The organism is Bradyrhizobium genosp. P (assembly GCF_049949265.1).
Lineage (GTDB): Bacteria > Pseudomonadota > Alphaproteobacteria > Rhizobiales > Xanthobacteraceae > Bradyrhizobium.
Window position 1 is genome coordinate 443577 of the sequence record NZ_CP188195.1, and the last position, 14725, is coordinate 458301.

The 14725-nt window shown below is 64.0% G+C and carries 11 protein-coding genes; 9 read left to right on the plus strand and 2 right to left on the minus strand.

Annotated features, from left to right (window positions below):
- Positions 1-130: 130 nt before the first annotated feature.
- Together ACP2YO_RS02290 and ACP2YO_RS02295 are read right to left on the minus strand one after the other, a co-directional pair.
- Positions 131-2701: an ABC transporter permease gene (locus tag ACP2YO_RS02290; protein ID WP_426438669.1), complete on the minus strand. Its 2571-nt coding sequence runs from the start codon at positions 2699-2701 to the stop codon at positions 131-133.
- Positions 2698-3417: an ABC transporter ATP-binding protein gene (locus ACP2YO_RS02295; RefSeq protein ID WP_426438671.1), complete on the minus strand. Its 720-nt coding sequence runs from the start codon at positions 3415-3417 to the stop codon at positions 2698-2700. Before ACP2YO_RS02295 ends, ACP2YO_RS02290 begins: the two co-directional genes overlap by 4 nt.
- A 55-nt stretch (positions 3418-3472) precedes the next feature.
- Here ACP2YO_RS02295 and ACP2YO_RS02300 point away from each other — a divergent pair, with 55 nt between their 5' ends.
- The 9 genes from ACP2YO_RS02300 to odhB all read left to right on the plus strand — a co-directional run bounded on the left by ACP2YO_RS02300 (position 3473) and on the right by odhB (position 14682).
- On the plus strand, positions 3473-4120 hold the full coding sequence (locus ACP2YO_RS02300) for an arylesterase (protein ID WP_426443520.1): 648 nt from the start codon (positions 3473-3475) through the stop codon (positions 4118-4120).
- A 168-nt stretch (positions 4121-4288) separates the two neighbouring features.
- Complete coding sequence (thpR, locus tag ACP2YO_RS02305; RefSeq protein WP_426438674.1) at positions 4289-4825, plus strand: RNA 2',3'-cyclic phosphodiesterase; 537 nt, start codon at positions 4289-4291, stop codon at positions 4823-4825.
- Positions 4826-4956: 131 nt separating this feature from the next.
- Positions 4957-6144 carry a cell division protein ZapE gene (zapE, locus tag ACP2YO_RS02310; protein WP_426438676.1) on the plus strand — a complete coding sequence of 396 codons (1188 nt, stop codon included), beginning with the start codon at positions 4957-4959 and terminating at the stop codon, positions 6142-6144.
- 193 nt (positions 6145-6337) lie between these two features.
- The gene (gene mdh, locus ACP2YO_RS02315; RefSeq protein ID WP_426438678.1) at positions 6338-7306 is read left to right on the plus strand and encodes a malate dehydrogenase; all 969 of its coding nucleotides are present in this window, start codon (positions 6338-6340) and stop codon (positions 7304-7306) included.
- A 181-nt stretch (positions 7307-7487) separates the two neighbouring features.
- Positions 7488-8684, plus strand: coding sequence for an ADP-forming succinate--CoA ligase subunit beta (gene sucC, locus ACP2YO_RS02320; protein WP_426438680.1), 1197 nt, complete (start codon positions 7488-7490; stop codon positions 8682-8684).
- 2 nt (positions 8685-8686) lie between these two features.
- Positions 8687-9163, plus strand: a complete 477-nt coding sequence (locus tag ACP2YO_RS02325; protein WP_426438682.1) for a DUF1579 family protein — start codon at positions 8687-8689, stop codon at positions 9161-9163.
- A 30-nt stretch (positions 9164-9193) separates the two neighbouring features.
- Entirely contained in the window at positions 9194-10075 is an 882-nt protein-coding gene (sucD, locus tag ACP2YO_RS02330) for a succinate--CoA ligase subunit alpha (protein WP_426438684.1), read from the plus strand.
- Positions 10076-10330: 255 nt separating this feature from the next.
- The gene (locus ACP2YO_RS02335) at positions 10331-13288 is read left to right on the plus strand and encodes a 2-oxoglutarate dehydrogenase E1 component (RefSeq protein ID WP_426438686.1); all 2958 of its coding nucleotides are present in this window, start codon (positions 10331-10333) and stop codon (positions 13286-13288) included.
- A 155-nt stretch (positions 13289-13443) separates the two neighbouring features.
- Positions 13444-14682, plus strand: a complete 1239-nt coding sequence (gene odhB / locus ACP2YO_RS02340) for a 2-oxoglutarate dehydrogenase complex dihydrolipoyllysine-residue succinyltransferase (RefSeq protein WP_426438688.1) — start codon at positions 13444-13446, stop codon at positions 14680-14682.
- The last annotated feature ends 43 nt before the right edge of the window (positions 14683-14725 follow it).

A 14725-nucleotide genomic window follows, 5' to 3' on the forward strand; every position in this document is an offset into this window, starting at 1 on the left:
TCAAGCCGGCCATCCGCCTGTTTGATATGTGGGAAAGTAACACATCCGGCACAAGCTTCCACGCGCGGCCGAATGTCGCTCCGATCGAGTATTTGCAGGGAAAAACGGCGTTAACCGCTGTTACAAATTGTCACAAATTCCGCAGCACCGAGGCTGGCTTCTGGTTCAGCGCAAGCAATGTTCCGGCCAATCCCAGTCCGACAGTGACGACCAGCGCAGCGACCACCACCAATGCGGCGCTGCCGGCCTGCCAGATGAAACTCAGCGTCATCAGCCGGGTTACGATCAGCCAGGCAGCGATCGAGCCGGCAATGACCCCGAACACAGCGGTTGCAAAGCCGATCATTAGATACTCCAGCGCGTAGGCGCCGAGCAGCCGCGCCCGCGTGGCGCCGAGCGTCTTGAGGATCACGGCGTCGTAGACGCGGTGGCGGTGGCCGGCGGCGAGCGCGCCGCCCAGCACCAGGATGGCCGAGATCAGCGTCACGGCGCTGGCGCCGCGGATCGCCAGCACGAGGTTGCTGACGACGCTGCCGATGGTCTCCAGCGCCTCGCGAACCCGCACGCTCGTCACCATCGGGAAGGCGTCGGCGACCTGTCTGATGATCCGGGCATCGTCAGTGGAACCCGGGTGGGCCTCGGTCAGGGTCGCGACATGGCTGTGCGGCGCGCCCTTGAAGGCATTCGGCGAGAACACCAGCACGAAGTTGATGCCCATCCCCTGCCAGTCGATGTTACGCAGATTGGCGATCTTCCCCGGGATGTCGCGGCCGAGCACATTAACGACGATCTCGTCGCCGATCTTCAAGCCCAGGCCGTCGGCGATCTTCTTCTCCATCGAGACCAGTGGCGGCCCGCTGTAGCCGGGTCCCCACCATTCGCCCTCGACGACCTTCGAGCCCTTGGGGACCTCTCCGGTGTAGGTCAGGCCTCGGTCGCTCTGCAGCACCCATTCCGAATCGACCGTCGGCTTGAGCTGATCGGCCTTGACGCCGCGGGCAGCGACGATGCGCCCGCGCAGCATCGGGACGTCCTCGACGGTGGAATCGGGTGACACCTGCTTCAGGAACGCGCCGAAGCGGTCGGCCTCGGTGGAGGGAATGTCGATGAAGAAGAACGACGGCGCCCGCTCGGGCAGCGCTGCCAGGAACTGGCGGCGCAGATTGCCGTCGATCTGGGTGATGGTGACGAGCACCGTGAGGCCGAGACCCAGCGACAGCACGACCGAGGGCGTCAGGGCGCCCGGCCGGTAGATGTTGGTGATCGCAAGCCGCAGCATGGTGATGCGGCTGCGTGGCAGCCGTCGAGCGACGGCCATCAGGATCGCGGCAACTGCGCGCAACACCAGAAATACCGCAATCGAGGAGACGACGAATACGGAGGCGACCCGCTTGTCGTAGGCGAGCCCGATCGCGACTGCGATCAGCAGCGCGATCACCACCGCCATCAACGCGAGATAGCTCCAGCGTGGGCGATGCCATTCGCTGGTCACGGTCTCGCGGAACAGCGCCGCCACCGGCACGTCGTGGACCCGGCCAAGCGGCCACAGCCCGAAGGCGAGCGCGGTGAGTTGACCGTAGATGAACGAGAGCGCGAGTTCGTCGGGATGCACCGCCGGCACCACCGGCAGTGGCAACAACTTGCCGAACAGGCCGACGATGACGAAGGGCAGCGCCGCGCCGAGCGCAAGTCCGATTACCGAGCCGATCCCGGCCAGCAGCACCACCTGGGTGAGATAGATCGTGAAGACGTCGCGGCCGGTGGCGCCGAGCGCCTTGAAGGAGGCAATGACGTCGCGGCGGCGGTCGATATGGCTCTTCACGGCGTTGGCGACCCCGACGCCGCCAACCAGCAGCGCGGCGAGACCAACCAAGGTCAGGAACTGCGTGAAACGGCTGATGGAGCGCTCGAGCTGCGGCGAGGCGTTGCTGCGGCTGCGGACCTCCCAGCCGGCTTCCGGGGCCGCGTTCCGCGCGCCGTCGATCAGCGCGGTGGTGGCGCGGTCGTCGTTGGCGCCATCAGGCAACTTCACCCGGTAGATCCAGCGCACCAGGCTGCCGGGCTGCAGCAGATTGGTGGCGCGCAAGCTGGCTTCGCTGACCAGAAAGCGCGGGCCGAGGCCGACGCCGCCGGCGAGCTTGTCCGGTTCGGCCACCACCACGCTGCGGATCTGGTACGTCGCGCTGCCTATCGTGACGCGGTCGCCGAGCTTCAGGTCGAGCCGCGCCAGCAAAGTCGAATCGGCTGCCGCGCCATAGACACCGTCGCGCTCGGCGAGGAGATCGGCGAGCGGCATGTTCGGCTCCAGCGTCAGCTCGCCGAGCATCGGATATACGCAGTCGACCGCCTTGAGCTCGACCAGCGCCAGCTTGCCGTCGCTGCTGCGGGCCATGGCGCGAAGCGTCGCCGCGACCGAGACCTCGCCGCGTGTGCGCAGGAACGCCACCTCGTCCGGCTTGGCCTCACGCTGGATCAGCGAGAATGCGGCGTCGCCACCGAGCAGCGTGCGGCCCTCACGCGACAGGCCGTCGCCGAGGCTCGCAGCGACCGAGCCGACACCGGCGATCGCCAGGACGCCGAGCGCAATGCAGGCGATGAAGACGTAGAATCCGCGCAGGCCGCCGCGCAACTCGCGCAGCGCGTAATGGAAGGCAAGCGACGACGCGCGACCCTGGACCGCGACTTCGGACGCTATGCTCATGTCGCGGAATGTCCGTCGATGCGGCCGGAGCGCAGCCGCACCACGCGGTCGCAGCGTTGCGCGAGCGAGGTATCATGCGTCACCAGCACCAGCGTCATGCCGCGCTCGGCGTGCTTGGTGAAGAGTAGATCGACGATCTGCTTGCCGGTTGCCTCATCGAGATTGCCGGTCGGTTCGTCGGCAACGAGGATCGCGGGAGCGGGCGCCAGAGCGCGCGCGAGCGCCACGCGCTGCTGCTCGCCGCCGGAGAGCTGCGTCGGATAGTGATGCAGCCGTTCGCCGAGGCCGACCGATTGCAGCTCCTGCGCGGCGCGGCTCGCCGCGTCCGACGAGCCTGCAAGCTCGAGCGGCACCGCGACGTTCTCCAGCGCCGTCATGGTTGGGATCAGATGGAACGACTGGAAGACGATGCCGACCTGGCGGCCACGGAAGCGCGCCAGCGCATCTTCGTCGAGGGCATTGAACGACGTGCCGTTGACAACCACCTCTCCGCTGTCAGGACGTTCCAGCCCCGCCATCACCATCAGCAAGGTCGACTTGCCCGAGCCGGATGGGCCGATCAGGCCGATCGCCTCGCCCGCCGCCACACGAAGGCTGATATCTTTGAGGATATGAACCCGTGCCGCTCCGGTACCGAGAGAGAGATTGACGTTCCTGACGGAAATGGTGTCCGGCTCTATGCCGGTCAGTGAAGAGGGTTCGATGAGACTGTCCATGGTTCGGTCATATGGCACTTCCGCTGCTGCGGTCGAGGCCCGGTTGGGAATCTTCGTGCACATACTCGTGTCGCTTATGGGCTTGATGACGGCGACCGGCACGCCAGCGCAGGCGCAAGCCGCAGGCATCACGAAACCGATCAAAATGGTGGTTCTGGGCGACTCCTTGAGCGCGGGCTACGGCCTGCCGGCCGCGGCGGCGTTCCCGGTCCGCCTGCAAAAGGCCTTGGAAGCCAATGGGATAAAGGTCGACATGACCAACGCCGGCGTGTCCGGCGACACTTCCTCGGGCGGCCGCGACCGGCTTGACTGGTCGGTGCCCGATGGAACCGACGCCGTGATTGTCGAGCTTGGCGCCAACGATGCGCTGCGCGGCACCGATCCAGCAGTCACCCGCGCGGCGCTCTCCGACATCATCACAAAGTTGAAGGCGCGCAAGATCGCCGTGCTTCTGTGCGGCATGCTCGCGCCACCGAATTACGGCAGCGACTATGCGGCCAAGTTCAACGCGATCTATCCGGATCTGTCGAAGTCTCTCGGCGTGCCGCTCTATCCGTTCTTCCTCGACGGCGTCGCGGCCGACACCAAGCTCAATCAGGCCGACGGGATGCATCCGACCGCCGAGGGTGTGGATATCGTCGTGAAGAACATGCTGCCCACGGTGCAGGCATTTCTCGGCGCATTATCAGGGCAACGCAGTTGAAAAGCAGGCAGCGCACGACGACATGTCCGTAGGTTTACGAGCTCTTAACGCGTCATGCTTCGCAGAGTCACATAACTCGGGTACAAAAGAGACATCGGTGATTCGTCACCGGGTTGTAACAGGGCGCGGGCTCCCAAAACTCGCGCCACCGCATCGAGGATTGTAGCGATGCCGCGTCTGTTCACTGGACTGGAAATCCCGGCCGAGATCGGCCAGACCCTCTCCAACTTGCGTGGAGGCCTTCCCGGCGCACGTTGGATCGATCCCGAAAATTATCACGTCACTCTGCGCTTCATCGGCGATATCGATGGCCTCTACGCCAACGAGATCGCGTCGATGCTGTTTCGGGTGAACCGCAAGCCGTTCGAGGTCAAACTACGTGGCCTGTCGAGCTTCGGCGGACGCAAGCCGCGCGCGGTGGTTGCCGCCGTCGAGCCGAGCCGGCCGCTGATCGAACTGCAAGCGGAGCTCGAGCGGTTGATGCAGCGGATCGGGCTTGATCCCGAGGGGCGCAAGTTCACGCCGCATGTGACGCTGGCGCGGCTGCACGATGCCTCGAGCCAGGACGTCGCGGATTATCTGTCGGTGCGCGGCTATTTCCCGAGCCGCACCTTCATGGCCTCGCGCTTCGTGCTGTTCTCGTCGCGGGCCTCGACCGGCGGCGGCCCCTACGTGGTCGAGGATTCCTACGCGCTCGGCGCGTAAGACAGGCTCGAACGTTCGTGCTCGCCCGGCCGGGCCGGGCTGGTGTGGCATGCAAGGGCGTGCTCTTGCATAGCCGTCGGCAAAATTCTCGGCTTGCAATTTTCCGCGCGCTAGGGCCGTAAGGTGGGCCCATGCTTTCCACCTCGCCCGATTCCTTCCTTGAGCACTACAAGGCCCTCATCGCCTCCGGCGCGATCGAGGCCGATCCGGCGCAGGCGCAGGCCGCGGAGGCCTTTGGCGCGCTCGAGGAGCGGCTTGCGAGCTACAAGCCTCACCGCAAGCAGGGCCTGCTCGGTCGGCTGTTCAGCGGAGACAAGGACGACAAGCCGCCGCGCGGGCTTTACGTCCATGGCGAGGTCGGCCGCGGCAAGACCATGCTGATGGACCTGTTCTTCCAGCAGAGCACGGTCGAGCACAAGCGCCGCGCCCATTTCCACGAGTTCATGGCCGAAGCGCATGAGCGCATCTACGGGTATCGCCAGCAGATCGCGCGCGGCGAGATCGCGGACGGCGACGTGATGGCGCTTACCGCGCAGGCGATCTTCGACGAGGCCTGGCTGCTCTGCTTCGACGAATTCCACGTCACCGACATCGCGGATGCGATGATCCTCGGGCGGTTGTTTACCAAGCTGTTCGATCTCGGTACCGTCGTGGTTGCGACCTCGAACGTAGCACCGGATGATCTCTACAAGGGCGGCCTCAATCGCGCGCTGTTCCTGCCGTTCATCGCGCAGATCTCGGACCATATGGACGTGCTGCGGCTTGATGCGCGCACCGACTTTCGGCTGGAAAAACTCTTCGGCGTGAAGATGTGGCTGGTGCCGGCCGATGCCGTGGCCGATGCCGCGATCGATGCGGCCTGGCGCAAGATGACCGGCAACGCGCCGTGCCAGCCGCGCGATATCGCGATCAAGGGGCGAGTGCTGCACGTGCCGTGCTCGTCGCACGGCGTCGCGCGCTTCAGCTTTGCGGAGATTTGCGAGAAGCCGCTGGCCGCGTCCGACTATCTGCGGCTGGCGCACGACTACCACACCATCCTGGTCGACCACATTCCGGTGATGGACTATGCCGAGCGCAACGCTGCGAAGCGCTTCATTTCACTGATCGACACGCTCTATGACAACGGCGTGAAGTTGATGGCCTCGGCCGAAGCCGATCCGGTGTCGCTGTACCTTGCGACCGACGGCAACGAGGAGATGGAGTTCAAGCGAACGTCATCGCGCCTGATCGAAATGAGTTCGGAGTCCTACCTGGCGCTGCCGCATGGCCGGAAAGACTCGGCGGCCAGCGGCTCGTCGAGTGGTTTGGTCGAAACCTGAACGTAGCCTCCGCGCCACCTTCCGGAGCAATTTTTCGTGTGCTGGGGGAGGACGTTGCTGGCATGCCTGATCGAATTCGGGGCAGGGCCGACAATTGGGCAGGCCGCGACTTGAACGTATCATTCGAAAGGGATAACCACCCAAGCAACCGACTTCTCTCCCTCCCGCTACCAGTTCAAAGGACTGATTTCCCATGGCACGCGACAAGATTGCTCTGATTGGCTCCGGACAGATCGGCGGAACGCTGGCGCACCTCGTCGGCCTCAAGGAACTCGGAGATGTCGTGCTGTTCGATATCGCCGAAGGCGTACCGCAGGGCAAAGCGCTCGACATCGCGCAGTCGTCGCCGGTCGACGGCTTCGACTCCAATCTGGTCGGCGCCAATTCCTATGAAGCGCTCGACGGCGCCAAGGTTTGCATCGTGACCGCAGGCGTGCCGCGCAAGCCCGGCATGAGCCGCGACGATCTCCTGAGCATCAATCTCAAGGTCATGGAGCAGGTCGGCGCCGGCATCAAGAAATACGCCCCTGACGCTTTCGTCATCTGCATCACCAACCCGCTGGACGCGATGGTGTGGGCGCTGCAGAAGGCCTCGGGCCTGCCGCACAAGAAGGTGGTCGGCATGGCCGGCGTGCTCGACTCCGCGCGCTTCCGCTATTTCCTTGCCGATGAATTCAACGTCTCGGTCGAGGACGTGACCGCCTTCGTGCTCGGCGGCCATGGCGACACCATGGTGCCGCTGACCCGCTACTCCACCGTCGCCGGCATCCCGCTGCCCGACCTCGTCAAGATGGGCTGGACCTCGCAGACCCGCATCGACGAGATCGTCGACCGCACCCGCAATGGCGGTGCCGAGATCGTCAACCTGCTCAAGACCGGCTCCGCCTTCTACGCGCCGGCGGCCTCCGCGATCGCGATGGCCGAGAGCTATCTGAAGGACAAGAAGCGCGTGCTGCCCTGTGCCGCCTATCTCAACGGCGAATACGGCGTGAAGGACATGTATGTCGGCGTCCCCACCGTGATCGGCTCCAAGGGCATCGAGCGCATTGTCGAAATCGAGCTGGCCGGCAAGGATCGCGAAGCCTTCGACAAGTCGGTTGCTTCGGTGCAGGGCCTGGTCGACGCTTGCAAGAAGATCGCGCCTGACCTGCTCGGCAAGTAATCTGTATTGTAATCCGTCTTGGCAATAGCTCGATAGGCGTGTCCAATCGCCTACCGGGCGCGAGATGATTAAATTCCGCTGGATTATGTGATTGCGTCCGTCTTGGTATATGGTATGCCAGCCTCAAGGCTGACGTAACTTCACCGAAGTTCGCCGCACGAGGGTTTGGGAGCGTCTTTCCATGAATATCCACGAATACCAGGCCAAGGCGCTGCTGCATGAATTCGGCGTGCCGATCTCGCGCGGCGTGCCGGTGCTCAAGCCGGAGGACGCCGATGCGGCCGCCAAGCAGCTTCCCGGTCCGATCTGGGTGGTGAAGAGCCAGATCCATGCCGGCGGCCGCGGCAAGGGCAAGTTCAAGGAAGCCTCCGCCGGCGACAAGGGCGGTGTCCGCATCGCCAAGTCGGTCGCTGAAGTCGACGAGTTCGCCAAGCAGATGCTCGGCGCGACCCTGGTCACCGTGCAGACCGGTCCGCACGGCAAGCAGGTCAACCGCCTCTACATCGAGGATGGCTCCGACATCGACAAGGAGTTTTATCTCTCGATCCTGGTCAACCGCGAAACCTCCGAAGTCTCGTTCGTGGTCTCGACCGAGGGCGGCGTCAACATCGAGGAGGTCGCGCACGCGACGCCCGAGAAGATCATCTCCTTCTCGGTCGATCCCGCGACCGGCATCATGCCTCACCACGGCCGTACGGTGGCAAACGCGCTCCATCTCACCGGCGATCTGGCCAAGCAGGCCGAGAAGCTGACCGGTCAGCTCTATGCGGCCTTCGTCGCCAAGGACATGGCGATGCTGGAAATCAATCCGCTGGTCGTGACCAAGCAGGGTGCGCTCCGCGTGCTCGACGCCAAGGTGTCATTCGACAGCAACGCGCTCTACCGCCATCCCGACGTGGTGGCGCTGCGCGACGAGACCGAGGAAGACGCCAAGGAGATCGAGGCGTCGAAATACGATCTCAACTACGTCACGCTCGACGGCACCATCGGTTGCATGGTCAATGGCGCCGGCCTCGCCATGGCGACGATGGATATCATCAAGCTCTACGGCATGGAGCCGGCCAACTTCCTCGACGTCGGCGGCGGCGCCAGTGTGGAGAAGGTCGCGGCCGCCTTCAAGATCATCACTGCCGATCCCAACGTGAAGGGCATCCTGGTCAACATCTTCGGCGGCATCATGAAGTGCGACGTGATCGCCGAGGGCGTGGTCGCCGCGGTGAAGCAGGTCGGTCTCAAGGTGCCGCTGGTCGTGCGCCTTGAAGGCACCAACGTCGAGCAGGGCAAGAAGATCATCCGCGAAAGCGGCCTCAACGTGCTGCCCGCCGACAATCTCGATGACGCCGCACAGAAGATCGTGAAAGCCGTCAAGGGAGGCTAGCGATGGCCGATCATCTCGACGCTCCGACACCGCTGGAAGAACACCGCAAGCTCGCGGTCTTCGCCGGCGAGTGGAGCGGCGACGAGATGGTCTTCCCGTCGCGCTGGACCGCGGGCGGTCCCGCCACGTCGAAGGTCGTCGCACGGATCGCGCTCAACGGCTTCTATCTGATCCAGGACAGCGCACAGACGCGCGACGGCAAGGAGAGCTTTGCCACCCACGGCGTCTTCACCTACGACCGCGACGATCGGGCCTACCGATTGTTCTGGCACGACTCGCTCGGCTACTACCCGCCGTCGCCGGCTTCCGGCGGCTGGATCAACAAGTCGCTGATCCTGGTGCGTGGCTCGCTGCGCGGCAACGCGCGCCATGTCTACGAGGTCGTCGATGACAACACCTACAACATGAAGATCCAGTTCTCGCCTGACGCGGAAGGGTGGGCCGACGTGCTCACCGGCGTGTACCGGCGCATTCACTGAAATCCCTCGTCTCGCGAAAGCATCACGAACATGTCCATTCTGATCGACAAGAACACCAAGGTCATCTGCCAGGGCTTTACCGGCAAGAACGGCACTTTCCATTCGGAAGCGGCGATCGCCTACGGCACCAAGATGGTCGGCGGCGTCGCGCCGGGCAAAGGCGGCCAGACGCATCTCAACCTGCCGGTGTTCGACACCGTTGCCGAGGCGCGCGAGAATACCGGCGCCGATGCGAGTGTCGTCTACGTGCCGCCGCCGGGCGCGGCAGACGCGATCTGCGAGGCGATCGATGCGGAGATCCCGCTGATCGTCTGCATCACCGAGGGCATTCCGGTGCTCGACATGGTGCGGGTGAAGCGCTCGTTGTCGGGATCGAAGTCGCGGCTGATCGGGCCGAATTGCCCGGGCGTCATGACCGCCGGCGAGTGCAAGATCGGCATCATGCCGGCCAACATCTTCAAGCCCGGCTCGGTCGGCATCGTCTCCCGCTCCGGCACCCTGACCTATGAGGCGGTGTTCCAGACCACCCAGGAGGGCCTCGGCCAGACCACCGCGGTCGGCATCGGCGGCGACCCGGTCAAGGGCACCGAGTTCATCGACGTGCTGGAGATGTTCCTGGCCGACGAGAAGACCAAGTCGATCGTCATGATCGGCGAGATCGGCGGCTCCGCCGAGGAAGACGCTGCCCAGTTCCTCAAGGACGAGGCCAAGCGTGGCCGCAAGAAGCCCATGGTTGGCTTCATCGCCGGCGTCACCGCTCCTCCCGGCCGCCGCATGGGCCACGCGGGCGCAATCATCTCCGGCGGTAAAGGCGATGCGGGTTCCAAGACCGCGGCGATGGAAGCGGCCGGCATCAAGGTGTCCCCGTCGCCCGCGCGGCTCGGGCACACGCTGGCCGAGATGCTGAAGTAGCCGTCCGTCGCGACGGTTGGTCAGAGGGGTATCGAGCGCTTCCGGGCACTTTCAGTCTCGGAAGCGTGTTCTTTCGTCGATTTCGCCACCGGCTGGTGGTTCAATAAGTTTTGAAAATATATTCATTTCTTGGTTCTTTTAGACAGGAATATCGGTCCTAAATAGGCTAAAGGACTTCTATCCAGCCGGCGCTCTTCCAGACCGGCACTTGCGCTGTATTCCACGCGCGAACCGAAAAATCACCAGGACTGCCCCATGTCTCGCCAGGATGCGAACGCCGCTTTTGCTCTCTCATCGTTTTTGCAGGGCACCAACGCGGCCTATATCGACGACCTCTACGCCCGCTACGAACAGGACCCCGCCTCGGTCGACGGCGAATGGCAGGAGTTCTTCAAGAGCCTGAAGGACCCCCCCGCCGACGTCCAGAAGAACGCCGAGGGTGCCTCCTGGGGGCGCCACAACTGGCCGGTCACGCCGCGCGACGATCTGACCTCGGCGCTCGACGGCAACTGGGCTCAGGTCGAGAAGGCCGTCGGCACCAAGATAGCCGCCAAGGCTCAGGCCAAGGGCCCCGAACTCTCCGCCGCCGAGGTCCATCAAGCGACCCGTGACTCCGTCCGCGCCCTGATGTTGATCCGCGCCTACCGCATGCGCGGCCATTTCCACGCCAAGCTCGATCCCCTCGGCATCGAGGCGCCGCGTGACCGCGAGGAACTCGATCCGCGCTCGTACGGTTTCACTGAAGCCGATTTCGATCGCAAGATCTTCCTCGATCACGTGCTCGGCCTCGAATACGGCACGCTGCGCGAGATCGTCCAGATCTGCGAACGCACCTACTGCCAGACGCTCGGCGTCGAATTCATGCACATCTCGAACGCCGCGCAGAAGGCCTGGATTCAGGAGCGCATCGAGGGACCCGACAAGGAAATCAGCTTCACCCGCGAGGGACGCCGCGCGATCCTCAACAAGCTGATCGAGGCGGAAGGTTTCGAGAAGTTCTGCGATGTCAAATTCACCGGCACCAAGCGCTTCGGCCTCGACGGCGCCGAATCGTTGATCCCGGCGCTCGAGCAGATCATCAAGCGCGGCGGCAATCTCGGTGTGAAGGAGATCGTGGTCGGCATGCCGCATCGCGGCCGCCTCAACGTGCTGACCCAGGTGTTGGGCAAGCCGCACCGCGCCCTGTTCCACGAGTTCAAGGGCGGCTCGGCCAACCCCGATGCGGTGGAAGGCTCCGGCGACGTCAAGTATCACCTCGGCGTCTCTTCGGATCGCGAGTTCGACGGCAACAAGATCCATCTGTCACTGACCGCGAACCCGTCGCATCTCGAAATCGTCGATCCCGTTGTGCTCGGCAAGGTGCGCGCCAAGCAGGATCAGCACGGCGATCCGCCGGATCAGCGCATCTCGGTGCTGCCGCTCTTGATGCACGGCGACGCGGCGTTCGCGGGCCAGGGCGTGGTTGCCGAATGCTTCAGCCTGTCCGACCTGAAGGGCTACCGCACCGGCGGTTCGCTGCACTTCATCGTCAACAACCAGATCGGCTTCACCACCTATCCGCGCTACTCGCGCTCCTCGCCATATCCGTCCGACGTGGCGAAGATGATCGACGCGCCGATCTTCCATGTGAATGGCGACGATCCGGAAGCCGTGGTGTTCGCGGCCAAGGTCGCGATCGAGTTCCGGCAGAAATTCCACAAGCCGGTCGTCATCGACATGTTCTGCTATCGTCGCCACGGCCACAATGAGGGCGACGAACCGGCGTTTACCCAGCCGGTGATGTACAAGAAGATCGGATCGCATCCGACGACGCTGGAGATTTATGCGAAGCGGCTGATCGCCGAAGGCGTGATGACCGAAGGCGAGGTCGAGAAAGCCAAGGCCGACTGGCGCTCGCGGCTCGATGCCGAGTTCGAGGCGGGGACCGGCTACAAGCCGAACAAGGCAGACTGGCTCGACGGCAAATGGTCCGGCTTCAAGATCGCCGACCAGGAAGAAGACGCCCGGCGCGGCGTCACCGGTGTTGATATTCCTGTGCTGAAGGACATCGGCCGCAAGATCACCAAAGTGCCGGACGGTTTCCGTGTCCACAAAACCATCCAGCGTTTCCTCGACAATCGCGCCAAGGCGATCGACACCGGCGTTGGTATCGACTGGGCGACCGGCGAGGCGCTGGCATTCTGCTCGCTGCTGGAGGAAGGCCGTCACGTCCGCCTGTCCGGCCAGGACTCCGAACGGGGTACCTTCTCGCAGCGCCATTCGGTGCTGATCGACCAGGAAGACGAAAGTCGCTACACGCCGTACAACCATCTCGGCGGCGACCAGGGCCATTACGAGGTCATCAACTCGCTGTTGTCGGAAGAAGCGGTGCTCGGCTTCGAGTACGGCTATTCGCTGGCCGAACCGAGTGCGCTCACGATGTGGGAAGCGCAGTTCGGCGACTTCGCCAACGGCGCGCAGGTGCTGTTCGACCAGTTCATCTCTTCGGGCGAACGCAAATGGCTGCGCATGTCCGGCCTCGTCTGCCTGCTGCCGCATGGTTATGAAGGCCAGGGGCCGGAGCATTCCTCGGCGCGGCTCGAGCGTTACTTGCAGATGTGCGCCGAGGACAACATGCAGGTGGTCTATCCGACCACACCGGCGAACTACTTCCACGTGCTGCGGCGCCAGCTGCATCGCGAAATCCGCAAGCCGTTGATCCTGATGACGCCGAAGTCGCTGTTGCGTCACAAGCGCGCCGTGTCGCGGCTCGAAGAACTCGGCAAGAACGCGACCTTCCACCGCATCCTGTACGATGACGCGCAGATGCTGCCGGACGAGAAGATCAAGCTGCAGCCGGACGACAAGATTCGTCGCGTCGTGCTGTGCTCCGGCAAGGTCTATTACGATCTCTATGAAGAGCGCGAGAAGCGCGGCAGCGACGACATCTATCTGCTGCGTATCGAGCAACTCTATCCGGTGCCGTTGAAGGCGCTGGTGCAGGAACTCGGGCGCTTCAAGGGCGCCGAGGTGGTCTGGTGCCAGGAAGAGCCGCGCAATATGGGTTCGTGGCACTTCATCGAGCCCTATCTCGAATGGGTGCTGAACCAGATCAATGCGCCGAACAAGCGTCCGCGCTACGCCGGTCGTCCGGCATCGGCCGCGACCGCGACCGGCCTGATGTCGAAGCATTTGGCGCAGCTCAAGGCGTTCCTGGACGAAGCGCTTAACTAGAAACCTTCACTTCCCTATGCCCCGCGAAAGCGGGGCATCCAGTATCCCGCGTCATCCAGCCCCATCGCTGTCGTCACGGAATACTGGATCGTCCGCTTTGGCAGACGATGGCCGCAAAAGTTTTATGACCGCAGGGTTGATCTGAGGAAAACACCATGACTGAAATTCGCGTTCCAACGCTCGGCGAATCCGTGACCGAGGCCACCATCGGCCGCTGGTTCAAGAAGGCCGGTGATGCCGTCGCGGTGGACGAGCCCTTGGTGGAGCTCGAGACCGACAAGGTCACAATCGAGGTTCCGGCGCCCACCGCCGGCACGCTCGGGGAGATCATTGCCAAGGATGGCGAAACGGTCGCTGTCGGCGCACTGCTCGGTCAGATCAATGAAGGTGCAGCCGGCGCCAAGCCGGCCGCTGCTGCGGCACCGGCGAAAGCTGCAGCTCCCGCCGCGCCGCCGCCCGCTGCTGCTCCTGCGCCGAAGGCCGCGCCGGCCGATGCGCCGCTGGCGCCCTCGGTTCGCCGACTCTCCGCCGAAAGCGGCGTCGATGCTTCGACCGTTCCCGGCTCAGGCAAGGACGGCCGCGTGACCAAGGGCGACATGCTGGCCGCGATCGAGAAGGCGGCCTCGGCGCCGACCCCGGTCAATCAGCCGGCCGCCGCAGTGCAGGTTCGAGCGCCGTCGCCGGCCGACGATGCCGCGCGCGAAGAGCGCGTCAAGATGACGCGGCTGCGCCAGACCATCGCGCGCCGCCTCAAGGACGTACAAAACACCGCCGCGATGCTGACGACCTTCAACGAGGTCGACATGACCGAGGTGATGAAGCTTCGCGCGATGTACAAGGAGGTGTTCGAGAAGAAGCACGGCTCGAAGCTCGGCTTCATGGGCTTCTTCACCAAGGCCGTCGTGCAGGGGTTGAAGGACATTCCCGCCGTCAACGCCGAGATCGACGGCACCGACCTGATCTACAAGAACTACTATCACATCGGGGTTGCGGTCGGCACCGACCGTGGTCTGGTCGTTCCGGTGGTTCGTGATTGCGATCACAAGTCGATCGCAGAGATCGAGAAGTCGATCGCCGATTTCGGCCGCCGCGCCCGCGACGGTCAGCTCAAGATCGACGAGATGCAGGGCGGCACCTTCACCATCACCAATGGCGGCATCTACGGCTCGCTGATGTCGACGCCGATCCTCAACGCGCCGCAGGCCGGCATCCTCGGCATGCACAAGATCCAGGAGCGCCCGATGGTGGTCGGCGGCAAGATCGAGGCCCGCCCGATGATGTATCTGGCGCTGTCCTATGATCATCGCGTGATCGACGGCAAGGAAGCGGTCACCTTCCTGGTCCGCGTCAAGGAGAGCCTGGAAGATCCGGCCCGGCTGGTGCTGGATCTCTGAGGTCATGACGCACGTGACGCTCGATCCGTTCGAGCGTCACGAT

Coding starts and splice junctions, on each gene's coding strand:
- ACP2YO_RS02290 (WP_426438669.1), bottom strand. CDS start 2,701: ATGAGCATAGCGTCCGAAGTCGCGGTCCAGGGTCGCGCGTCGTCGCTT.
- ACP2YO_RS02295 (WP_426438671.1), bottom strand. CDS start 3,417: ATGGACAGTCTCATCGAACCCTCTTCACTGACCGGCATAGAGCCGGAC.
- thpR (WP_426438674.1), top strand. CDS start 4,289: ATGCCGCGTCTGTTCACTGGACTGGAAATCCCGGCCGAGATCGGCCAG.
- zapE (WP_426438676.1), top strand. CDS start 4,957: ATGCTTTCCACCTCGCCCGATTCCTTCCTTGAGCACTACAAGGCCCTC.
- mdh (WP_426438678.1), top strand. CDS start 6,338: ATGGCACGCGACAAGATTGCTCTGATTGGCTCCGGACAGATCGGCGGA.
- sucC (WP_426438680.1), top strand. CDS start 7,488: ATGAATATCCACGAATACCAGGCCAAGGCGCTGCTGCATGAATTCGGC.
- ACP2YO_RS02325 (WP_426438682.1), top strand. CDS start 8,687: ATGGCCGATCATCTCGACGCTCCGACACCGCTGGAAGAACACCGCAAG.
- sucD (WP_426438684.1), top strand. CDS start 9,194: ATGTCCATTCTGATCGACAAGAACACCAAGGTCATCTGCCAGGGCTTT.
- ACP2YO_RS02335 (WP_426438686.1), top strand. CDS start 10,331: ATGTCTCGCCAGGATGCGAACGCCGCTTTTGCTCTCTCATCGTTTTTG.
- odhB (WP_426438688.1), top strand. CDS start 13,444: ATGACTGAAATTCGCGTTCCAACGCTCGGCGAATCCGTGACCGAGGCC.